At 55.0% G+C, this 19,881-nt stretch carries 22 protein-coding genes and 2 tRNA genes; 13 read left to right on the forward strand and 11 right to left on the reverse strand.

Features of this window, described 5'->3' with window-relative positions; all coding sequences use genetic code 11:
- Positions 1-114: 114 nt before the first annotated feature.
- Positions 115-1,317: a pyridoxal phosphate-dependent aminotransferase gene (locus F3I20_RS13420; protein WP_150014678.1), complete on the reverse strand. Its 1,203-nt coding sequence runs from the start codon at positions 1,315-1,317 to the stop codon at positions 115-117.
- Positions 1,318-1,586: 269 nt separating this feature from the next.
- Between F3I20_RS13420 and nac the strand changes: the two genes are divergently transcribed.
- The 6 genes from nac (at position 1,587) to F3I20_RS13450 (ending at position 6,190) form a co-directional block, all read left to right on the forward strand.
- Positions 1,587-2,510 carry a nitrogen assimilation transcriptional regulator NAC gene (gene nac, locus F3I20_RS13425; protein ID WP_150014680.1) on the forward strand — a complete coding sequence of 308 codons (924 nt, stop codon included), beginning with the start codon at positions 1,587-1,589 and terminating at the stop codon, positions 2,508-2,510.
- A 127-nt stretch (positions 2,511-2,637) separates the two neighbouring features.
- Positions 2,638-3,078 carry an acetyl-CoA carboxylase biotin carboxyl carrier protein gene (locus F3I20_RS13430; RefSeq protein ID WP_150014682.1) on the forward strand — a complete coding sequence of 147 codons (441 nt, stop codon included), beginning with the start codon at positions 2,638-2,640 and terminating at the stop codon, positions 3,076-3,078.
- A 132-nt stretch (positions 3,079-3,210) separates the two neighbouring features.
- Positions 3,211-3,963: an SDR family oxidoreductase gene (locus F3I20_RS13435; RefSeq protein ID WP_150014684.1), complete on the forward strand. Its 753-nt coding sequence runs from the start codon at positions 3,211-3,213 to the stop codon at positions 3,961-3,963.
- Between the two features lie 23 nt (positions 3,964-3,986).
- Positions 3,987-4,682, forward strand: a complete 696-nt coding sequence (locus F3I20_RS13440) for an amino acid ABC transporter permease (RefSeq protein ID WP_150037781.1) — start codon at positions 3,987-3,989, stop codon at positions 4,680-4,682.
- A gap of 5 nt (positions 4,683-4,687) precedes the next feature.
- On the forward strand, positions 4,688-5,443 hold the full coding sequence (locus tag F3I20_RS13445; RefSeq protein WP_150019347.1) for an amino acid ABC transporter permease: 756 nt from the start codon (positions 4,688-4,690) through the stop codon (positions 5,441-5,443).
- A gap of 9 nt (positions 5,444-5,452) precedes the next feature.
- Positions 5,453-6,190 (forward strand): amino acid ABC transporter ATP-binding protein, encoded by a 738-nt coding sequence (locus F3I20_RS13450; RefSeq protein ID WP_150014058.1) that lies wholly within the window; start codon positions 5,453-5,455, stop codon positions 6,188-6,190.
- 420 nt (positions 6,191-6,610) lie between these two features.
- Here F3I20_RS13450 and F3I20_RS13455 read toward each other — a convergent pair whose 3' ends face one another.
- The 4 genes from F3I20_RS13455 to syd form a co-directional block, all read right to left on the reverse strand.
- Positions 6,611-7,057, reverse strand: coding sequence for a flavodoxin (locus tag F3I20_RS13455; RefSeq protein ID WP_150037782.1), 447 nt, complete (start codon positions 7,055-7,057; stop codon positions 6,611-6,613).
- Positions 7,058-7,069: 12 nt separating this feature from the next.
- Positions 7,070-7,849 carry a tRNA pseudouridine(65) synthase TruC gene (gene truC, locus F3I20_RS13460; RefSeq protein WP_013358894.1) on the reverse strand — a complete coding sequence of 260 codons (780 nt, stop codon included), beginning with the start codon at positions 7,847-7,849 and terminating at the stop codon, positions 7,070-7,072.
- Positions 7,849-8,178: a YqcC family protein gene (locus tag F3I20_RS13465; RefSeq protein WP_150014062.1), complete on the reverse strand. Its 330-nt coding sequence runs from the start codon at positions 8,176-8,178 to the stop codon at positions 7,849-7,851. Before F3I20_RS13465 ends, truC begins: the two co-directional genes overlap by 1 nt.
- A gap of 586 nt (positions 8,179-8,764) precedes the next feature.
- Positions 8,765-9,313, reverse strand: coding sequence for a SecY-interacting protein (gene syd / locus F3I20_RS13470; RefSeq protein ID WP_150037783.1), 549 nt, complete (start codon positions 9,311-9,313; stop codon positions 8,765-8,767).
- Between the two features lie 62 nt (positions 9,314-9,375).
- Here syd and queF point away from each other — a divergent pair, with 62 nt between their 5' ends.
- The 3 genes from queF (at position 9,376) to xni (ending at position 12,545) form a co-directional block, all read left to right on the forward strand.
- On the forward strand, positions 9,376-10,221 hold the full coding sequence (queF, locus tag F3I20_RS13475) for an NADPH-dependent 7-cyano-7-deazaguanine reductase QueF (RefSeq protein WP_150014066.1): 846 nt from the start codon (positions 9,376-9,378) through the stop codon (positions 10,219-10,221).
- Between the two features lie 169 nt (positions 10,222-10,390).
- Positions 10,391-11,755 carry a nucleotide 5'-monophosphate nucleosidase PpnN gene (gene ppnN / locus F3I20_RS13480; protein WP_150014068.1) on the forward strand — a complete coding sequence of 455 codons (1,365 nt, stop codon included), beginning with the start codon at positions 10,391-10,393 and terminating at the stop codon, positions 11,753-11,755.
- 34 nt (positions 11,756-11,789) lie between these two features.
- Positions 11,790-12,545: a flap endonuclease Xni gene (gene xni, locus F3I20_RS13485; protein ID WP_150037784.1), complete on the forward strand. Its 756-nt coding sequence runs from the start codon at positions 11,790-11,792 to the stop codon at positions 12,543-12,545.
- 24 nt (positions 12,546-12,569) lie between these two features.
- Here the strand turns inward: xni and rlmM are convergent, their stop codons facing one another.
- From rlmM to F3I20_RS13505, 4 genes are all read right to left on the reverse strand, one after another.
- Positions 12,570-13,670, reverse strand: a complete 1,101-nt coding sequence (rlmM, locus tag F3I20_RS13490) for a 23S rRNA (cytidine(2498)-2'-O)-methyltransferase RlmM (RefSeq protein WP_150014072.1) — start codon at positions 13,668-13,670, stop codon at positions 12,570-12,572.
- The gene (locus tag F3I20_RS13495) at positions 13,663-14,058 is read right to left on the reverse strand and encodes a DUF423 domain-containing protein (protein WP_150014074.1); all 396 of its coding nucleotides are present in this window, start codon (positions 14,056-14,058) and stop codon (positions 13,663-13,665) included. Before F3I20_RS13495 ends, rlmM begins: the two co-directional genes overlap by 8 nt.
- Before the next feature lie 50 nt (positions 14,059-14,108).
- On the reverse strand, positions 14,109-15,026 hold the full coding sequence (locus F3I20_RS13500) for a transcriptional regulator GcvA (protein WP_150014076.1): 918 nt from the start codon (positions 15,024-15,026) through the stop codon (positions 14,109-14,111).
- A 334-nt stretch (positions 15,027-15,360) separates the two neighbouring features.
- Positions 15,361-15,582: a YgdI/YgdR family lipoprotein gene (locus F3I20_RS13505; protein WP_150014078.1), complete on the reverse strand. Its 222-nt coding sequence runs from the start codon at positions 15,580-15,582 to the stop codon at positions 15,361-15,363.
- Positions 15,583-15,791: 209 nt separating this feature from the next.
- Between F3I20_RS13505 and csdA the strand changes: the two genes are divergently transcribed.
- Both csdA and csdE read left to right on the forward strand, forming a co-directional pair.
- Positions 15,792-17,000 (forward strand): cysteine desulfurase CsdA, encoded by a 1,209-nt coding sequence (csdA, locus tag F3I20_RS13510; RefSeq protein WP_150014080.1) that lies wholly within the window; start codon positions 15,792-15,794, stop codon positions 16,998-17,000.
- A 2-nt stretch (positions 17,001-17,002) separates the two neighbouring features.
- Positions 17,003-17,458 (forward strand): cysteine desulfurase sulfur acceptor subunit CsdE, encoded by a 456-nt coding sequence (gene csdE, locus F3I20_RS13515; RefSeq protein ID WP_150014082.1) that lies wholly within the window; start codon positions 17,003-17,005, stop codon positions 17,456-17,458.
- Here the strand turns inward: csdE and tcdA are convergent.
- Both tcdA and mltA read right to left on the reverse strand, forming a co-directional pair.
- On the reverse strand, positions 17,437-18,249 hold the full coding sequence (gene tcdA, locus F3I20_RS13520) for a tRNA cyclic N6-threonylcarbamoyladenosine(37) synthase TcdA (protein ID WP_013358904.1): 813 nt from the start codon (positions 18,247-18,249) through the stop codon (positions 17,437-17,439). The two genes, csdE and tcdA, sit on opposite strands and share 22 nt — an antisense overlap.
- 48 nt (positions 18,250-18,297) lie before the next feature.
- Positions 18,298-19,446, reverse strand: coding sequence for a murein transglycosylase A (gene mltA / locus F3I20_RS13525; protein WP_150037785.1), 1,149 nt, complete (start codon positions 19,444-19,446; stop codon positions 18,298-18,300).
- 203 nt (positions 19,447-19,649) lie between these two features.
- Between mltA and F3I20_RS13530 the strand changes: the two genes are divergently transcribed.
- Positions 19,650-19,726: transfer RNA gene (locus F3I20_RS13530), tRNA-Met, on the forward strand.
- Between the two features lie 65 nt (positions 19,727-19,791).
- Positions 19,792-19,868 (forward strand) — tRNA-Met (locus tag F3I20_RS13535).
- Positions 19,869-19,881 lie beyond the last annotated feature (13 nt).

Raw genomic sequence — 19,881 nt, forward strand, 5'->3', positions numbered from 1 at the left:
CATCACATTCTCCTGAGAACACCGGGAAAATGTGGCAACGCTATTCAGGACGGGTCATTGGCGTAAAAAAAAGCGGCGTAAGCACCGCTTTTTTTATGTCAGACTGGCTGCCATTCAGTGGCAACCGGCGCAAAATGCCGCGATACGATCGCAACCCGTCTGTAGACGTTCCATACTGGTGGCATACGAGAGGCGGAAATAAGGACTCATACCATACGCTGCGCCCTGTACCGTCACCACATGCTGCTCTTCAATCAGTGCCATAACAAAGTCGGCATCATGACTGATGAGACGTCCACCAGCGCTGGTCTTGCCAATAAACGCGGCAATATTCACGAAAAGGTAAAAAGCCCCCTGCGGGCGATGACAGCTCAATCCGTCCACCGCGTTCAGCCGCTCCAGCACGTAGTCGCGACGCTGGCGATAGATTGTCGCCCGCTCCTTTAACAGCGTCTGCGGGCCGTCAAGCACGGCGACAGCCGCCGCCTGTGTCAGGGTCGTCACGCCGCCACTGTTCTGGGTATTTACATTACTCATTGCCCTGATGAGTTTCAGCGGGCCACCACAGAAACCAAGACGCCAGCCGGTCATTGAGTACGCTTTTGATACCCCATTCACCGTCAGAACGCGATCGTACAGGCGGGGTTCTACCTGGGCGATGGTCACGAAGGAGACGCCATCATAAATCAGGTGTTCATAAATATCGTCGGTCAGGATCCAGATGTGAGGATGATCCAGCATCACATCGGCAATTGCCTGCAATTCACTGCGGCTGGCAACAGAACCGGTCGGGTTGCTCGGGTAGTTGAGCAGCAGCCATTTGGTATTGTCGGTAATAGCCGCCTGCAGGTCGGCGGGCAGAGGTTTAAAGCCGTTTTCTTCATGACACAACACCGGCACAGGCGTGCCGCCGGCAAATTTTACGATATCGGCATAGCTAATCCATGACGGGGTCGGGATCACCACTTCATCACCCGGGTTGATGGTGGCCAGCATGGCATTGAAAATAATCTGTTTCGCGCCGCCAGCGCTCAGAATCTGACTGATATCGTAATCCAGCCCGTTATCGCGCTTAAACTTACGCTGAATAGCCGCGCGTAATGCGGGTGTGCCATCGGTCGGCGGGTAACGTGTGTCCCCTGCGCGCGCCGCCACGTAAGCCGCTTCCGTGGCATGTTCCGGGGTTGGAAAGTCAGGCTCGCCGGTCGACAGGCCTACAACATCAATTCCCTGCGCGGCAAGATCGCGCGCTTTTTGCGTCATGGCAACAGAGGCAGAAACGGCAACATTTTTTAAGCGATTGGCTATATCAGGCATAAGCAGGTTTTCCGGTAGCATTGATAAATCAGGTGGGTGCCCGGAGAGAATAGGGTTTGGCCGCGGGCAGCGGTTAATAGAGGTTTGTTTTGGTGCTATAACACAAAACGATGACGGATGCGGCTAGCGCACTGCATTAGTGCAGGTTGCAACCTGCGTGAGAAGAACCCAGGGCCCGGTACAGCTGAATAGCCGCTGCAGGCGGTATGACAGTTCTGGCATCAACTTTGCTTATTCTCTCATGTCCGCCATATTATGAGGTCTTGCCCATGAATCTGCGCCGCCTGAAGTACTTTATCAAAATCGTTGATGTCGGCAGCCTGACGCAAGCTGCAGACATTTTGCATATCGCGCAGCCCGCGCTCAGCCAGCAACTGGCAACTCTGGAGGGCGAAGTTAATCAGCAGCTGCTAATCCGAACCAAGCGCGGCGTGACGCCAACCGAAGCAGGGAAGATTCTTTATACCCATGCGCAGGCGATCATGCGCCAGTGTGATCAGGCGCAGAGCGCGATTGATCGCGCTGACGCGGCGCTCTCAGGTCATGTATCCATCGGACTGGCACCCGGCACCGCCGCCCAGCAGCTGGCGCTACCGCTACTGGCAGAAGTACAGCGCCAGCATCCGGACATCGTGCTCTACTTCAATGAAAACTTCGGCACCACGCTCAGCGAACTCATCATGAACGGACGCATGGATATGGCGGTAATTTACGACAACCGAAATATTCATGGTCTGCGTTTTATTCCATTGATGAAAGAAGATCTTTTCTTTGTTTGTCCACACAGCATTGCTCAGCCGGTTAAACAGATTGCGCTGGCCGAAGTGGCGCGCTATGACCTGTTTCTGCCGCGTATCTATAACATTATGCGTAAGGTGGTGGATGATGCCTTTATACATGGCGGGCTTAGTTACAGGGTGATGTGCGAGATTGAATCGCAAACCACACTCAATGCTGCGCTGGCTGCGGGCATGGGCTGCACCATAATGCCGGAGTCCGCCGCGCGGGCAATGTTGAAAGCCTCTGATGCCTGGATGGCCAAAGTTGTCGAACCGGACGTTCAGGCTTCGCTGTCGTTCTGTATGTCTGATCACCTGCCTCTGTCAGAACCAGCGGAAGCAGTAAAGGCTATTCTGCTGTCACTGATGGCGCGGCGTACCGTTGATAATCGTCCGTTAACGCTGGTGGGATGAATAAGTGGCGCTTATCACCGCAAAGCGAAACCCTCTTACTCAGGGCTAAGGATAATGCGCTAGAGTGCAGCAGATGTGTAACAGGTACTGTTACCTGTTCGCAATATTTATTTGCGACGGAACCACTATGGAAAAACACTCATTAGCTCTCCCTGAATTACGCCAGGTCGCGCACAAGATGCGCGCTGCCGGTTTGGGCAGTATTGAATTAAGCGGTAAAGACTGGAAGGTACGCCTGCATTATAACCCGGGTCCGCCGCAGCTCAATGCAAAGCCCCCTGCCCTGCCAGCCACGGTCTCACTTCCTGACGCGCCAGCGTCGACCGCCGTCGTTGCGCCGATACCTGGCAAAATCCTGCTGCAACATCCGCTCAATGGTGTGGCTTTCGCCAGGGCGGGACAGCAGGTAAAGCAGGATGAGGTTCTGGCGCTGGTACAGGTCGGCTATCTCTATTTACCGGTCACCAGCCCGGCAGACGGCACGCTGACGTCGATCGCCGTTACGCAGGATCAGCCAGTGGAGTATGGCAGTGAAGTTGCTCAGCTCAACATCATGGTGAACGTGTAAAGCCGGTTATAAGCCCCCCTTATCGCCTCACATCTTTTATGTCTTATACCCGTAAGGCATTACTGCATAGAGTCAAAACAGAGCGATTCAGACCGCGGTGATGGACACCACGGCGCTAACAGGAGAGGCACAATGCCATTTTCAGATTATAACGTCGCGCTGGTGACCGGTGCCTCTGCCGGCATGGGTGCAGCGATTGTTGAACGTTTGTGTCGGGAAGGGATTACCGTCCACGCAGTGGCACGACGGGAAGAGCAGTTGGCGGCACTGGCGGAACGTACTGGTTGTATTCCGCACGCCGTTGACGTGTCTGACCTTACGGCATTGACTGAACTGTGCCGTGATTTGCAGGTGGATATTCTGGTGAACAATGCGGGCATATCCCACCCCGGTTCGATTTTACATGCCGACGAACATGTGGTGGAAACACAGGTGGATGTCAACCTGCGTGCCGTGCTGCATCTCTGCCGAATGCTGGTTCCGGGCATGGTGGCTCGCGACTGCGGTCACGTTATTAACATCACCTCCATTGCAGCAATCTATAACTTTGGCGGTAACTCGGTTTATCACGCGACGAAAGCCGCTGTGCATGCGTTATCACGTCAGCTGCGTGTCGATTGCTACGGCAAGCGGGTACGGATTACCGAAATCTGTCCAGGCCGTGTAGCAACCGATATTTTTGGCAACGTTTCCGGTGACCACGAAGCGGCGCGCCGCCAGTTCATTGATGGCTTTGAACTGCCTGAGGCGAACGATATCGCTGACTGCGTCGCCTTTGCGGTTTCGGCCCCCATTGCCGTCAATATCGGCAATATTGAAATCACCCCGACTCTGCAGGTGCCTGGCGGACTTTCTACCATGCGTCCGGGCGAGAGTGTGGCCTGATCCATCTGTCAGAAGGAAACACTATGGCACTCGATTTTAGCAGCGTGGTAACCGGCCACTTCGGCCAGATGATTGTCGATGGTGCTGCGATCACCCTGCAACTGGCATTGGGTGCCTGGCTGCTCGCCATGTTTATCGCGCTATTGCTGGTCGTCATCCGCCTGACGGCTTACCGCCCAGGCGTATGGCTGGTGAGGATCTATGTCTCCTATCACCGCAATGTACCGACGCTGATTCAGTTAATGATGTGGTACTTCGCCATTCCGTCGCTGCTGCCCGAATCGCTTCAGATGTGGATTAACGATTTTAATGCCGAGTTCCTGTTTGCCCTGTTTGCTCTCGGCCTGTGTCAGGCGGCTTACTTCTCTGAAGATATTCGTAGTGGCCTGCGCGCCATTCCGGAGGGACAAAGCGAAGCGGCACGCGCGCTGGGCATGGGATATGTACGCACGATGAGATCGGTAATACTACCGCAGGGCATCCGTAACGCCCTGCCAGCAGTGGTAAACCACACCGTCCTGTTATTCAAAAACACCAGTCTGGCAATGGTCATCGGCGTGATGGAACTGACCTACGTTAAGCGTGATATTGAAAACCAGACCTTCCGCACCTTCGAGGCTTATCTGGTGGGAACGCTGGGCTATCTTGCCGTCTCCCTGTTATTGATGGGCGCAGGCGCATTGCTGGCGCGACACTTCCAGCGCGCGTACGCGAGGTAATCCCGATGTTCGACCTTTTCACTATATTGCACGACAACGGCATGCTGTTACTGATGGGACAATACCCGAGTGGCCCGCTGGGTGGTGTGCTCTGTACCTTACTCATCTCTGTACTGGCCGTGGTGTTTGCTTTTCCGGTAGGGATTCTGCTGGGGCTGGCACGCCTGGCATCCTGGCGCTGGCTCAGCTGGCCTGCGGCATGCTGGGTCTATTTGCTGCGCGGCATCCCGCTGATGATGGTGGTGTTCTGGACCTACTTCTGTGTACCGCTGCTCATTGGCCATAATATCAGCGGCTTCTCTACCATGCTGTGTACGCTGATAATTTATGAAAGCGCCTATATCGCCGAGATTGTTCGCGGAGGGATTCAGGCGCTGCCACAGGGGCAATATGAGGCGTCGCGTGCGCTGGGCATGAGCCATATCAGAGCGTTGCGTTTAGTGATACTGCCGCAGGCGCTCTATAACTCCCTGCCGAGTCTGGTCAGCCAGCTGGTATCCATTATTAAGGACAGTACGCTGGGTTATGTCATCAACGTGCCAGAGCTAACGTATGCCGCTAACCAGGTGAGTAACCAACTGCTGACCAAGCCATTCCAGGTGTTTGCGATTGTTGCGATGAGCTACTACATCATCTGCTTCAGTCTTACCTGGCTGGCGGAGAAACTGGAGCAGCGCATTGCGAGTAAACGGCGTAGTGCAATGACTGATAACGAAACCGTTGCTGCGCCGCTGGTGCTGACAAAAACGCAATCTCAATAAGGAACTGCCATGAGGCCCATGATTCTTTTTAATCAGGTTAACAAGTGGTATGGCGAATATCAGGCGCTGACCAGTCTGAGCGCTGAAATTAAACCCGGTGAAGTGGTAGTGGTGTGTGGCCCTTCCGGATCGGGAAAGTCGACGTTAATCCGTACGGTAAACCGCCTGGAGCCGATTGAGCAGGGGCAAATTTTGTTTGATGGCATGGATATTCATGGCAGCAGTACACGCCTCAATCAGCTGCGCACACGCATCGGTTTTGTGTTTCAGAATTTCAACCTGTTCCCGCATATCTCAGTGCTTGACAATATTATGCTCTCTCCCATGAAGGTACTGGGCGTAAAGCGGTCGCAGGCACGTCAGCATGCAGAGGAATTACTGGAACGCGTGGGCTTATCCCATAAAGCGAGAGCTTATCCGGCACAGCTCTCTGGCGGTCAGCAGCAGCGGGTGGCGATAGCGCGTGCGCTGGCGATGAAACCGCCGGTCATGTTGTTTGATGAACCTACCTCGGCGCTTGACCCGGAAATGGTCGGTGAAGTATTGAATGTTATGCGGGGGCTTGCGCAGGAGGGGATGACGATGATGTGCGTGACGCACGAGATGAATTTTGCTCGCGAAGTGGCGGATACCATCTGGTTTATGGACCATGGGCAGATTCTGGAGAAAGCGTCACCGGAGAATTTTTTTAGCAGGCCACAGCATGAGCGTGCAAAACGTTTTTTGAGTGATTTGCGCGCTCATTAGACGCGAAACGAAAGCTCAAAAGGGTCTGTTGTACACATAATATGCTCAGGCTTGTCTTACCGGGAATGAGGCTGTAAGTGCTTTTCATCCCGTTCGGCAAAGACTAAAGATGACGGATAGCGCCCTTTTCTGTCATCTATTTAGCCTGATCTATTCTGAATTTGCGCTGGATGCCAGTAAAGGCGGTGCCGACGAAAAACCGGGGGCACAGCACGCCAGCCATAGTATTAAGTCACACTTCCGAACAGGATGAACCGGCGATCATCTCGTCATACATGGCAAAATCTTATCAGGGCTGAAAAGGACGTATCCCCGAGGCGTTGATAGCCAATGATTTTTGCCGATGCATCGAAACCGGACAGCCGGTCCAGCGGCATGCCGATTATCACTATTAAGGCAGCAATAAGCCTGGCGTCGCCATCAGAGCTGCGCGCCCCAGGCTTCAACCCACGGAGAGGTCACCGCTTCCGGCTCAGGATTTTCGGTGGCATCAACCAGTAACACCTCACCGACCCGCTGTGCGCCCTGCTCCCGCAGCAGCGCATCGAAAGTTTTACCCGCGCCACAAAAATGGTCGTAACTGCTGTCACCCAGCGCAATCACGCCATAGCGCAACGCAGGCTGATGACCCAGCTTATCTTTAACGGCATGGAACAGGCCTGAAATCGTGTCGGGAAAATCGCCTTGTCCGGTGGTTGAGGTGACAATTAACGCCACGTCGCTGGCATAGTTCTGCCAGTCTGCCAGCGTCGGATCGTCAAACACGGTGACGCTGTGACCCTGCTGCTGCAGAACGGGCTCCGCTTCTTCCGCCACCAGCAGCGCATTGCCGTATACCGTCCCCACAAAAATGCCAATCTTTGCCATCTGCTTTCTCCCTTATTCTGAAACGTTATCCTGTCCTGGCGCGGCGTTAAACTCAACCCGCGGCACCTCAGGAATGCGATCCTGCCAGCCAAACTGGTTCATCAGGTTTTGCCAGACGCCATCCAGTCCGGCGCGGATCAGTAAAGGTTCGCCGGTCACCGGATGGGTGAGTGCCAGGCTGCTGGCGTGCAGCATCAGCCGGTTAGCGCCAAAATGTTCGGCAGCACCCCGGTTCTGGCGCAAATCACCGTGCGCCGAATCGCCAATAATCGGATGACGCAGGTGCGACATATGACGACGCAGCTGATGCTTACGACCGGTTTTAGGGGCCATTTCAACCAGGCTGTAACGCGATGTGGGATAGCGGCCAATGCCGACCGGCATCTCGACCGTCGCCAGTGACTGATAATCGGTGACGGCGGGCTGTGCGGTACGCGCTTCAGTGGCGTGCCTGTCAGCAATTTTATCCAGCTCTTCCACCAGCGGATAGTCGAGCGTTCCGCTGCTCTCCAGCCAGCCGCGTACGACAGCGTGATAGGTTTTCTGCATCTGGTGCTGTTCGAACTGCAGGGAAAGCAGACGGCCGACTTCGCTTGAAAGCCCCATCAGCAGTACGCCTGAGGTGGGTTTGTCCAGCCGATGCGCGGTAAACACATGCTGTCCAATCTGATCGCGAACGGTCTGCATCACAAACACCGTTTCATGGCGATCCAGCCAGCTGCGATGAACCAGCCAGCCGCTGGGCTTGTTGACGGCAACCAGCCACTCATCCTGATAGAGTATCTCCAGCATCAGTGGGCTGCATCCTTCATCAACGCATCAAGCTGACGCAGGGTCAGTAGTAGCGGCGCAATGCCGGGCTGGTCAGGCACCAGCGCCACCTCGTAGTAGGGAGCAACGGCAAAGTTTTGCGGTAACGGATGCTGAGCCGCAATCAGGGCATGCATCCGCGGAAGCAGCACCCACTGGAGCCACTGCAGCGGCTCCAGCGTATCCAGGCAAAAGGGTTCACGGCTCTCGAGCGCGTCTCCGGACGGAGGGGTACTCTGCCAGAGATGGTGCTCACGCATCACCGCTTCCAGTTGCTCCAGCCGTTGCGTAATCAATTGTTCAGGCGTCATGCGCCACCTCCTGCAAGCAGTCAAAAATGGGCGGCAAGCATATCACTTGTTGGCACAGGCACAAAAAAAGGAGCACTGTATAAACAGTGCTCCCGGTTCGTTTGCAGCCATCCTGCTACGTTTGTGCTCCCTGCTCTTCCATGACAACTTGTCCAGTGCGAACTCCTGTCGCGCATCGTCCTGATGTATCCTTAGCATCCTGGCCCACCACCTCTTCTGAGGGGTTCTCATTCTCCATCCTGGAGGTGTCCCTTGCTCACGCCTGAGCGATCCTGTTTCATCCTGAAACCTTCCGTGTGCCGTAAGCTCCGTTACGTTCCTGCCTCATGGCTTATCATCATCCTGACGATATCTGTTTCCTGAGCATCCTGCAGTGCGAAACATTTTGACAGAACTCGTTACGCGCACAAGGTACTTACAGCGAAACTTTACGAAATGTGCTGCACAAATTCAGATTAACGCCATTAAGTTGATGATTCACAATATTTTTACATCTGGGCCTTCCGGATGTCTTAATTTTTATATGGCGATCTCTCACAGTAGTTGTAAGAGATATCTCACAAGCCAGGCGGCAAATAACTGCAATTCAGATGATAACCGGTTGTAATGACTTAAGAAATATCTCAAGACTATCTGCCAGGACCACACGCTGTTTACGACCAGGCTGCTCCAGGATCACTTCACCGCTGAGATTAGACAGAGAGATGATCTCTTCCTCTGAATCGGTGGTGGCAATAAACAGCGTAGGCGACTGTCGGAGGCGGCGCTGCATCACCAGATGCCCAATCAGATTCTCCTGTAACCGCAGGAAATCCTCCTCGCTCCACACCTGTAAAAGAGTCAGCTGATTCTCACCAAAACGGGCCTGCATATCGCCGGCAAACTGCGTGGTATAAAATTCCGTGATCGGCGGCTGAAGCTGGATGTCGACCGCCCGCTCAACCGCATCTAGGGTCGGTGGCAGACTAAACGGCTGCGGCTGCCAGACGACCTGCTGCTCGCGTTCTTCCAGTGCACAGGGCGAGGGGACGCCATAGAGATCGCCGCTGGCCGGCGCATGCCCGGCCTGCTGAAGCCAGTGCTGACAGTATCGGGTGGTAAAATCGCGCAACGCGGCGGCAGTTTGCTGCATCATTCATATTCTCACTTCTGATAGGTTACACTTAGCCACTTTGATTAATTTTGGTGGTAACCGCAATGACTACGCATGAACAGGATCAGGCGCTCAGTAACCTGACGCTGGGCAAACCCACAGCCTATCACGATCGGTATGACAACAGCTTACTACAGGCGGTGCCGCGCAGCCTGAACCGGGAACCGCTTGGCCTGTTTCCCGACAGTCTGCCCTTTACCGGCAGCGATATCTGGACCCTGTATGAACTCTCGTGGCTAAACAGCAAAGGTCTGCCACAGGTTGCCGTTGGCGAAGTGGTGCTGGATGCGCAGAGCCGCAATCTTATTGAGTCGAAAAGCTTCAAGCTCTACCTGAACAGTTTCAATCAGACCCGCTTTGCCGACTGGGGTGAGGTTCGCCAGACGCTGGAGCGGGATCTGAGTGCCTGTGCTGAAGGGGAAGCGCGGGTCGCGCTGTTCCGACTCAATGAAATAGAAGGCCAGCCGATTGGTCATTTTGAGGGTTGCTGTATTGATGAGCAGGATATCGCCATCGAGGATTATCGCTTCAATGCTGACTATCTGGCTGATGCCGCAGGCAGCGAAATCGTTGAAGAGACGCTGGTCAGCCATCTGCTCAAGTCGAACTGCCTGATTACCAACCAGCCCGACTGGGGATCGGTCATGATCCGCTATAAAGGCCCGCGCATCGCACGTGAAGCACTGCTGCGCTATCTGGTCTCATTCCGCCAGCACAACGAATTTCATGAGCAGTGTGTTGAGCGCATCTTTAATGATGTGATGCGATTCTGCCAGCCGGAAGCGCTGACGGTCTATGCGCGCTACACCCGACGTGGTGGGCTGGATATTAACCCGTGGCGCACCAATGTGCCCTTCTCGCCCGGTTTTTCGCGGCTGGTCCGTCAGTAGTTTGCGAGGCTTCTCTCAGGCTGGGTGGCATAAGCGCAGTTCCGCTTGAGCTGTGCGGGCCGACAAGGCTACTCTGGTGAAGGCGGCAACCTGCGGGTTGCCGACCAGGGATTTTCGTCACTGCCGTTGCAGTGCCAACACGCACCCAGGCGGGTGTAAAGGAGTTCATTTGATTACCCATATCAGCCCACTTGGCTCAATGGATCTGCTCTCGCAGCTGGAAGTCGACATGCTCAAGCGCACAGCCAGCAGCGACCTTTATCAGCTGTTTCGCAATTGCTCTCTGGCCGTGCTTAACTCCGGCAGCCAGACTGACAGCAGCCACGAATTGCTCTCCCGCTTTGAGAACTTCGACATCAACGTGCTGCGCCAGGAGCGCGGCGTCAAACTGGAACTGATCAATCCGCCGGAAGAGGCGTTCGTGGATGGCCGCATTATTCGCTCACTACAGGCTAACCTGTTTGCGGTATTGCGTGACATCCTGTTTGTCAGCGGCCAGCTCAACATACCGGGCCGGTTAAGCGCAGCCGAAGAGAATGATTCTGCCACCATCACCAACACGGTATTTTCCATTCTGCGTAATGCGCGGGCTCTGCACATCGGCGAGTATCCCAACACCGTAGTCTGCTGGGGTGGTCACTCAATCAACGCCGTTGAGTATCAGTATTGCCGCAATGTCGGTACGCAGCTTGGACTGCGTGAACTGAATATCTGTACCGGCTGCGGGCCAGGCGTGATGGAAGCGCCGATGAAAGGCGCAGCAGTTGGCCATGCTCAGCAGCGCTATCGCGACAGCCGCTTTATCGGCCTCACCGAACCCTCAATTATTGCAGCTGAACCGCCGAATCCACTGGTGAATGAGCTGATCATCATGCCGGACATTGAAAAACGTCTGGAAGCGTTTGTGCGTATCGCTCATGGCATCATCATTTTCCCGGGCGGCGTTGGTACGGCTGAAGAGCTACTCTATCTGCTGGGCATCCTGATGAATCCGCAGAACAACGACCAGGTATTGCCGCTGATTCTGACCGGCCCGGAAGAGAGTGCCGATTACTTCCGCGTTCTGGATGATTTCATCGTGAACACCCTGGGTGAGCAGGCGCGTAAGCATTATCAGATCATCATTAACGATGCAGCAGAAGTGGCACGTCTGATGAAGAAAGCGATGCCGCAGGTGAAAGAGAACCGTCGTGAAACCGGCGATGCGTACAGCTTTAACTGGTCGATTCGCATTGAGCCCGATCTGCAGGTGCCGTTCATGCCAACGCATGAAAATATGGCCAACCTCAATCTTTATACCAATCAGCCTCCCGAGAAGCTGGCTGCCGACCTGCGCCGTGCCTTCTCAGGTATCGTCGCCGGTAATGTCAAAGAGATGGGCATCCGCGAAATCCGCGAGAAGGGACGCTACAAACTGCATGGCGATCCCGACATCATGCACCGCATGGATGAGCTGCTACAGGGATTCGTTGCCCAGCAACGCATGAAACTGCCTGGCACTGCCTACATCCCCTGCTACGAAATTATCAAATAAACCAGGAGGCAGCCCCCGGGCTGCCCATACGCTCATGGCTCTTCATCTTGTTATTGTTGACGCGCTGAATCTGATTCGCCGTCTGCATGCGGTACAAGGCTCCCCCTGTGTCGACGGCTGCGTAGCTGCGCTGCGCCAGATTCTGGGCCACGCCCGTCCGACTCATGCTGTGGCGGTTTTTGATGGCGAAGCACGTCATCAGGGCTGGCGACATCAGCTGCTGCCCGATTACAAAAGCGGTCGCCCGCCGATGCCAGACGATTTACAGGCAGAGATGCCGGCATTGCAGGAGGCTTTTCGTTCGGCAGGCGTAAGCTGCTGGATAGCGGGCGAGGATGAGGCAGATGATCTGGCGGCGACGCTGGCGGTGAAAATGGCTCAGGCCGGACATCAGGCCACCATCGTGTCCACCGACAAAGGCTACTGTCAGCTGCTGGCCCCCGAAATCCGCATCCGCGACTACTTTCAGAAACGCTGGCTCGATCTGCCTTTTATCGAAGTTGAATTTGGTGTGGCCCCCCGGTTACTCCCCGACTACTGGGGGTTGTGCGGCATCAGCAGCAGTAAAATTCCAGGCATTACCGGCATCGGCCCCAAAAGCGCGAAACAGCTGCTGGCAGAGTTTCATACGCTTGAAGGGATCTATCAGCAACTGGATAAGGTACCCGCCAGATGGCAGGAAAAGCTTGCTGAAGGCCAGCAGATGGCTGAGATCAGCCGTCAGGTGGCTACGCTGAAGCGGGATCTGGAATTGCAGGGCAATCTGAATACGCTGCGTTACACCGGCTGAGTGCAGCTTCACTCAGCCCGGCGATTAACGTTCGTCGCGACGACCACCGGTCGCTGCCCAGATACGGCGCACATGAACCGTCACCTCTTCGCGGTCATGATAGAGCTGGCGGGCGCGAATCTGCACATTGATGCCATTCTCATCAAAGCGCTCCTGCATCATGGCCAGATTCTGCGTGACCTCTTCATAACGCTTTTTCATCGGCAATTTGAGGTTGAAGATCGCTTCACGACACCAGCCGTTAACCAGCCAGTCGGTCATCAGGTTAGCCACGCGCACCGGCTTCTCCACCATGTCACATACCAGCCAGCTGATGTTGGTGCGTGGCGGACGGAATTTAAACCCATCAGCTTTCTCGTGCATCACCTGGCCGGTATCCATCAGGCTCGGGGCCATCGGTCCGTTGTCCACTGCATAAACCATCATGCTGCGCTGGACCAGCTGCCAGGTCCAGCCGCCCGGGCAGGCTCCGAGATCCACGGCGTACATGCCGCTGGCTAAACGCTCATCCCACTCATCCGCAGGAATAAAGACGTGGAACGCCTCTTCCAGCTTAAGTGTGGAACGGCTTGGCGCATCGGAAGGAAATTTAAGGCGTGGGATACCCATGTAAAACGGCGAGCTGTTCTCCCGGATGGAGTAGCCGACGTAGCAGGTGCCTGGCGCGATGAAAAACACATGAACAACCGGGCGTTTCGAACTTTCATAATTCAGCAGAATCTTGCTTTCACGCAGTGCTGAACGCAGCGGCACGGTGAACTTGCGGCAGAATTTGGTCAGCTCTTTCGCTTCGTTAGTGTCAGGCACTTCCACACGCAGTTCGCCGCCCTTCTCCACCACGCCAGTCAGCATGCCGACAATCGGGGTGATGCGATCTTCCTGCGGCAGGTCACGCAGCATTTCGCCCACGACCAGTATCTGACGGGCAAAGATCAGCTCGTCAAACGGTAACTCACGCGCCAGACGCTCAGCATCTTCAAACTGATAGCACTCAAACAGCACGTAGCCGGAGTCATCTTTAACCCGCGGAAAGCCGTAGATTTCACGTTCAGCCGCTTTGGCGCTGATTTCCGCCGCACACTCTTTTTCAAAACCGGGACGACAATAGAGTAAAACTTTATTCATGGCGTTCTGCCTTTCGTTTAAGACGCAGCGCGCCAATCAACATCAATAACCAACCGGCGAGGAAACAGACCCCGCCCACCGGTGTGATAAAAACCCAAAACTTCAGATGTGACAGCGCCAGACAATAGAGGCTGCCACTAAACAACACGGTGCCGAGCGCCATCAGCGCACTGCTCCAGTAAAACCAGATATTGGCGCGGCGTAACATCGCGGCACCCAGTCCCATCACCGCTAACGTGTGATAAGCCTGATATTCCAGCCCGGTGTGAATCCAGGCCATTTCAGCAGCACCCAGCGACTGACTTAAAACGTGGGCACCAAATGCACCAAAAGCCACCAGCAGAAATCCGCTGATAGCCGCAAAAACAAACATGGCACGACTGGACATTAACCGATCCTCAGAGTGCTTTTGCATCGTAATGCAAATAAATCAATATGTTATTGTTGATAGCGAAAGCGGAATTTTTCTTGTTCGGTTGCAGCTTTTTCCAGGATCCACTGTCGGAAGGCGGCTATTTTACCCAGTTCTGCCTGACTGTCATGACAAACCAGATAAAAAGCGTTTTTACTGACTAATACATCATTAAACGGACAGATTAATCGCCCGGCCTCTATTTCGCTCTGCGCCATGACGTTGTTGGCCAGCGCCACGCCCTGACCATGAATCGCCGCCTGCAACACCATGGCGCTGTGGCTGAAGATCGGCCCCTGCTGAACATTTATATGCTGCAGGCCCAGCTGGCGGATATACGATTGCCAGTCACGGCGGGAGGCGTCATGCAGCAGGGTAAAGCGCGAGAGATCTACCGGCGTTTTCAGCGGATTATCGCCGGTCATCAGTGATGGCGAACAGACCGGCAGCAGATATTCAGCATAGAGTTTCTCAACCCGCAGGCCGGGCCAGTTGCCGCGTCCATAGAAAATTGCCACGTCGACATCGTCGGCCAGTTTCTCTTCATCGCGGTCAACAGCCTGGATACGCACATCGATCCCCGGATAAGCCATATTAAAGCTGGAGAGGCGGGGAACCAGCCACTGAATAGCAAAGCTTGGCAGTAAACTGACGGTCAGCGCTCCCTTGGCACTGCGCGCCTGCAGTTTGCGGGTCGCTTCGTTAAGTGCCGAGAAAATCTCTTTGATATCGAGATAGTAGCTTTGCCCTTCTTCAGTCAGTAACAGCGAACGATTCCTCCGGCGAAACAGCTTTAAACCCAGAAAATCTTCCAGAGATTTAATCTGATGGCTTACGGCAGCCTGGGTGACAAACAGCTCTTCAGCGGCTTTAGTAAAGCTTAAATGGCGCGCAGCGGCATCAAAAACCCGCAGTGCGTTAAGAGGAGGAAGGCGTTTCGACATGGTTTTCCGTATCCGGATCGGCGAAAAATACGCAGGCTTATACAAAGCGTTTACGTATTAGAATTTTTAATCCGAGGCATTATAATTTGTCCGTTGAGGAACCTCCAGCAAATACCTATAGTTGCCGCACTTCCTGAGCCGGAACGAAAAGTTTTTAGATTTGTGAGTGAGTTCGCAGATTTTCTGAAAGCTTTTGGCTTGTGGTCGTGATGTTGTGTTTGCAATTTTTGATCCGACGATTGCGGATCGAACTCTTAATTCCTGTAGATTTACCCTGTCTGTCCATAGTGATTTTTAAATAGCACCGCAAATTGCGGTGCTTTTTTTTTGCTGCTTACTTTGACTCGACCATTTCTTTGACATCAGAGCGATTAATCTGCTGCTCGTTGCCATTCGCATCTTTATAGCTGATCATGCCGGTATCGTTATCAACTTTAGGCTTGCCGGCAGCCACAATGGTGCGACCATCGTTGGTATGCATAACATAATTGCTTGAACAGGCACTCAGGGTAAAAGCCAGAGTACACACGGCCAGTAGTGCGGTAAGTTTTTTCATCTGCTATCTCCTTGTAGATTGATTGCATCAAACCACCCGCGTTACGCTAACCAGAGGCAGCCGATAAGTGAGATCGACTATTAAACGTCCGATCGTTGTGCGGGTTTGGTTCAAACCTTGCAATATTCAGCATAACGCGCTTTTCCAGCTTTGCCAGACGCAGACCATTCTTTCAGTGTGGTCCTAATTTTTCTTATCATGGACCCGGCATGACCGCATTTAATCCCACCGCATTCCGCCAGCAGTTTCCCGCGCTCGCCGACGCCGGCGTCTATCTCGACAGCGCCGCGACCACGCTGAAGCCGCAGGCCGTTATTGACAGCACCCAGCAGTTTTACAGCCTCAGTGCGGGTACGGTTCATCGCAGCCAGTTTGCCGCCGCCCAGGCCTTAACCCAGCGCTATGAGCAGGCGCGCAATCAGGTTGCCCGCTGGGTTAACGCCGCGGACGATCGTGAGATTGTCTGGACGCGCGGCACCACCGAAGCGATAAACCTGGTGGCGAACAGCTGGCTGCGTCCGCGCCTGCAGCCCGGTGATGAGATCGTGGTGAGTGAGGCTGAGCACCACGCCAACCTGGTCCCCTGGCTGATGGCTGCGCAGGCGTGTGGTGCCCGCGTCGTAAAATGGCCGTTAGGACCCGATCGTCTGCCCGATATCAGCCTGTTACCCGCTCTGCTCAACAGCCGTACCCGCCTGCTGGCTGTGGGTCAGATGTCGAATGTCACCGGTGGATGCCCCGATCTTGCTCAGGCGATCCCGCTGGCACATGCCGTGGGGGCGAAAGTAATGGTAGATGGCGCGCAGGGTGTGGTGCACTGTCCGCCTGACGTACAGGCGCTGGATATCGACTTTTACGCTTTTTCCGGCCATAAAATTTACGGCCCGATGGGCATTGGCGCGTTATATGGCAAAGCGGAACTGCTGGAGGCGATGACGCCCTGGCAGGGTGGCGGTAAGATGATCACGGATGTCGACTTCAATGGTTTCACGCCGCAGCCGATACCGTGGCGTTTTGAAGCCGGCACCCCGAACGTGGCTGGCGTGGTGGGATTGAGTGCGGCACTGAGCTGGCTGACGCAGTACGATCTGCCCGAAGCCGAGCGCTGGAGTCAGCAGCTTGCCTCGCTGGCGGAAGAGCAACTGGCAGAACTGCCCGGCTTTCGCAGTTTCCGCTGTGGCAATGCCAGCCTGCTGGCCTTTGAATTTGCTGACCTGCATCACAGCGATCTGGTGACGCTGCTGGCTGAGCAGGGAATCGCCCTGCGCGCTGGTCAGCACTGTGCGCAGCCCTTGCTGGCGGCGCTGGGCGTCAGTGGCACGCTGCGCGCCTCTTTTGCACCCTATAATAATCTGCAGGATGTTGATGCGCTGGTGCGCGCCATGAAGAGCGCCATCGCGCTGTTATCGGAGTTTTGATTATGTGTTCATCGCGGTTAGCGCCACACCCGTTTGGCGAACAGATTACTGTTGCCAGTCTGAAAGAGAGCTTTGGCCGCTTTCATCAGTGGGAGGATCGTTATCGTCAGCTGATTCAGCTAAGCCGCCAGTTACCTGCGTTACCGGAGGAACTGAAAACAGCGGAAATTGAACTGAGCGGGTGTGAAAACCGGGTCTGGCTGGGCAGCCAGCTGTGTGAGGATGGCTCACTGCACTTCTATGGTGACAGTGAAGGGCGGATCGTGCGCGGCCTGCTTGCCATACTGCTGACCGCCGTTGAAGGGCAGACGCCGCAGCAATTACTGGCCACCGATCCCTTAACCCTGTTTGATGAGCTGGGGCTGCGTGCCCAGCTCAGCGCCTCACGCAGCAGCGGCCTGCAGGCGCTGGCCGCTGCGGTAGAGCATGCCGCGCGTCAGGCGCTGACCGCATCCTGACGCGCGGCGCGCGCCAGAAATTTCTTCAGCGCATGCGAAACGGCCACAAAGCCGAAGGTGGCGGTCACCATGGTGGCCGCACCAAACCCGGATGTGCAATCCATTCTTTTCGGACCCTCTGCCGTACTGCGTGAAGCGCAGACGCTGCCATCCGCCTGCGGATAGACCAGCGCTTCGGTAGAAAAAACGCAGTCGATGCCGAGTTTGCCCTTACTGCTTTTCACCACGCCCAGGCTTTTCAGTCGTTCGCGCAGCTTCGCCGCCAGCGGATCCTGAATGGTTTTCGCCAGATCGGCGACCTGGATCTGGGTCGGATCAATCTGCCCACCCGCGCCACCGGTGGTGATCAGCGGGATCTTATTCCGGCGACACCAGGCGATCAGTGCCGCTTTAGGCCGCACGCTGTCGATAGCATCGATCACATAGTCAAAACCGGCGGCCATCAGTTCGGCGGTGTTCTCGGGCGTAATAAAGTCATCAATGCAGATCACGTCGCAGTCAGGATTGATCGCCCGTAGTCGTTCCGCCATCACCTCCGTTTTGGCTTTGCCGACGTTGCCCTGCAACGCATGAAGCTGTCTGTTAGTATTGGTAATACAGACATCATCCATATCTATCAGAGTGATTTTACCAATGCCGGTGCGTACCAGCGCTTCCGCCGCCCAGGATCCGACGCCGCCAATACCGATGACGCAGAAATGTGCGTCAGCAAAACGTTGCAGCGCATCCTGGCCATAGAGACGCGCCGTGCCGCCAAAGCGCTGATGCCAGGCGTCATTTAACACTTTCATAGTTGAACCTGTTACGTCGTGCGGGCCCGGAGGCCCGCAGAGAAGACATTAGTTAGAGCCGAGAAGCAGTGAACCATTATTACCGTTTTGCGGGCTGGAGAACAGCGGCTGTCCGGCACCCGGTGCGGCTTTAAGCACCCAGACGCGGCCGTAGTGATTATAGAAGCCCGCCAGATGCGCGGCGTCCGGGCCGATACCCTGATAGATATCAAAGTGTTGTCCTTTAATCGCGCCCCCCACGTCGAGCGCCACCATCAGGCGCATCTCATATTTGCCGTTGAATTTGCCCTTCTCATTCAACTGCGGCACTTCCGCCAGCAGTACGGTGCCCGCCGGAATAATTGAGCGGTCAGAGGCCACCGAGGCTTTCGCTACCAGCGGAACGGCGCTGGCACCGCGCACCGGCGTAAACGGCTCAGCTTTAAAGAAGACGAATGACGGGTTGGTTTCCAGCAGCGCGCGCACCTCCTGCGGTGAGTGCTCCTGCGCCCACTGGCGAATCGCCTGCATCGACATATCTTCGCGCTTCACTTCACCGCGGTCGATCAGCTCTTTACCGATACTGTGATAGCCCCAGCCATTTTTACCGGCGTAACCGAAGAAGGTCATCGGACGGCCGTCGCCAAAGTCGACGTAACCACTGCCCTGCACATCCATCATGAAGTTATCGATCAGCGAGTTGCTGTAGGCAATGACATAACGATCATCAAGTGCGCCACTATAGATAGAGGCGCGGCTCGGTAACTTCTCTCCACGTTTGCGCGGCGGCATACGGTAGATCGGATACTGGAATTCGCCCTGACGGGTGTAGCGCGCTTCCACGACCGGCGTGTAGTAACCGGTGAACTGCACGTTACCGTAGTTGTCCGTGCCCTCCATCTGCCAGGCGTTCAGGCCATACTGGCGAAGCTGCCGGGTATCGGCACCTGCCATCAGCCAGCTTTCAATTGCGCTGTAGGTGCCGTTCTGACGACTATAAAGAGCGGATGAGGCGGACTGAATCTGGCGCACCTGATCGCCAAAGTCTTTGCCATTAACCGGTGCACCTTTAGCATTGGGCTGATTCACCAGCGCCAGCGGCTGTTCCAGTTTGCCATCTTTATATTGCTGACCGCGATCGGTCGGTTTAGAGCTACAGGCCGCCAGCAGCGTGATTAACGCGCCAGTGAGTGCATACTTCACCCAATGTGATTTCATTATCTTCTCTTTTTATAACTGTTCGCCCCGCGACGATAGCAAAGCCCCCGACAGAATGAAATGCATCCGCTTTGACCTGGCGCATATCAGTTCAATAATTAGCCAGATGGTTGAATCCTTCAGCAACTGGCTGTTAATTTGGCTTTTATCTTTAAAAAGGGGTTGCATGAATCAGCGCGGAGAGTATAGTGCGCTTCCACGGACGCGGGGTGGAGCAGCCTGGTAGCTCGTCGGGCTCATAACCCGAAGGTCGTCGGTTCAAATCCGGCCCCCGCAACCAATACTTCTGCAGCAGTTTTACAGAAGTCACAGTGTGAGAAGTAAAAGTAATAGAAGCAATACGGACGCGGGGTGGAGCAGCCTGGTAGCTCGTCGGGCTCATAACCCGAAGGTCGTCGGTTCAAATCCGGCCCCCGCAACCAATACTTCTGCAGT

Source organism: Candidatus Pantoea gossypiicola (assembly GCF_008632075.1).
Classification (GTDB): Bacteria; Pseudomonadota; Gammaproteobacteria; order Enterobacterales; family Enterobacteriaceae; genus Pantoea; species Pantoea gossypiicola.

Bases quoted from the DNA above. Each gene is read 5' to 3' on its own strand.
- F3I20_RS13440 (WP_150037781.1), top strand. From the start codon at position 3,987: ATGGCACTCGATTTTAGCAGCGTGGTAACCGGCCACTTCGGCCAGATG.
- syd (WP_150037783.1), bottom strand. From the start codon at position 9,313: ATGATGCAGCAAACTGCCGCCGCGTTGCGCGATTTTACCACCCGATAC.
- F3I20_RS13500 (WP_150014076.1), bottom strand. From the start codon at position 15,026: ATGTCGAAACGCCTTCCTCCTCTTAACGCACTGCGGGTTTTTGATGCC.
- F3I20_RS13430 (WP_150014682.1), top strand. From the start codon at position 2,638: ATGGAAAAACACTCATTAGCTCTCCCTGAATTACGCCAGGTCGCGCAC.
- F3I20_RS13420 (WP_150014678.1), bottom strand. From the start codon at position 1,317: ATGCCTGATATAGCCAATCGCTTAAAAAATGTTGCCGTTTCTGCCTCT.
- xni (WP_150037784.1), top strand. From the start codon at position 11,790: ATGGCTCTTCATCTTGTTATTGTTGACGCGCTGAATCTGATTCGCCGT.
- nac (WP_150014680.1), top strand. From the start codon at position 1,587: ATGAATCTGCGCCGCCTGAAGTACTTTATCAAAATCGTTGATGTCGGC.
- truC (WP_013358894.1), bottom strand. From the start codon at position 7,849: ATGCTGGAGATACTCTATCAGGATGAGTGGCTGGTTGCCGTCAACAAG.
- mltA (WP_150037785.1), bottom strand. From the start codon at position 19,446: ATGAAATCACATTGGGTGAAGTATGCACTCACTGGCGCGTTAATCACG.
- csdA (WP_150014080.1), top strand. From the start codon at position 15,792: ATGACCGCATTTAATCCCACCGCATTCCGCCAGCAGTTTCCCGCGCTC.
- F3I20_RS13435 (WP_150014684.1), top strand. From the start codon at position 3,211: ATGCCATTTTCAGATTATAACGTCGCGCTGGTGACCGGTGCCTCTGCC.
- tcdA (WP_013358904.1), bottom strand. From the start codon at position 18,249: ATGAAAGTGTTAAATGACGCCTGGCATCAGCGCTTTGGCGGCACGGCG.
- F3I20_RS13450 (WP_150014058.1), top strand. From the start codon at position 5,453: ATGAGGCCCATGATTCTTTTTAATCAGGTTAACAAGTGGTATGGCGAA.
- F3I20_RS13505 (WP_150014078.1), bottom strand. From the start codon at position 15,582: ATGAAAAAACTTACCGCACTACTGGCCGTGTGTACTCTGGCTTTTACC.
- csdE (WP_150014082.1), top strand. From the start codon at position 17,003: ATGTGTTCATCGCGGTTAGCGCCACACCCGTTTGGCGAACAGATTACT.
- F3I20_RS13455 (WP_150037782.1), bottom strand. From the start codon at position 7,057: ATGGCAAAGATTGGCATTTTTGTGGGGACGGTATACGGCAATGCGCTG.
- F3I20_RS13465 (WP_150014062.1), bottom strand. From the start codon at position 8,178: ATGACGCCTGAACAATTGATTACGCAACGGCTGGAGCAACTGGAAGCG.
- rlmM (WP_150014072.1), bottom strand. From the start codon at position 13,670: ATGAATAAAGTTTTACTCTATTGTCGTCCCGGTTTTGAAAAAGAGTGT.
- F3I20_RS13445 (WP_150019347.1), top strand. From the start codon at position 4,688: ATGTTCGACCTTTTCACTATATTGCACGACAACGGCATGCTGTTACTG.
- queF (WP_150014066.1), top strand. From the start codon at position 9,376: ATGACTACGCATGAACAGGATCAGGCGCTCAGTAACCTGACGCTGGGC.
- F3I20_RS13495 (WP_150014074.1), bottom strand. From the start codon at position 14,058: ATGTCCAGTCGTGCCATGTTTGTTTTTGCGGCTATCAGCGGATTTCTG.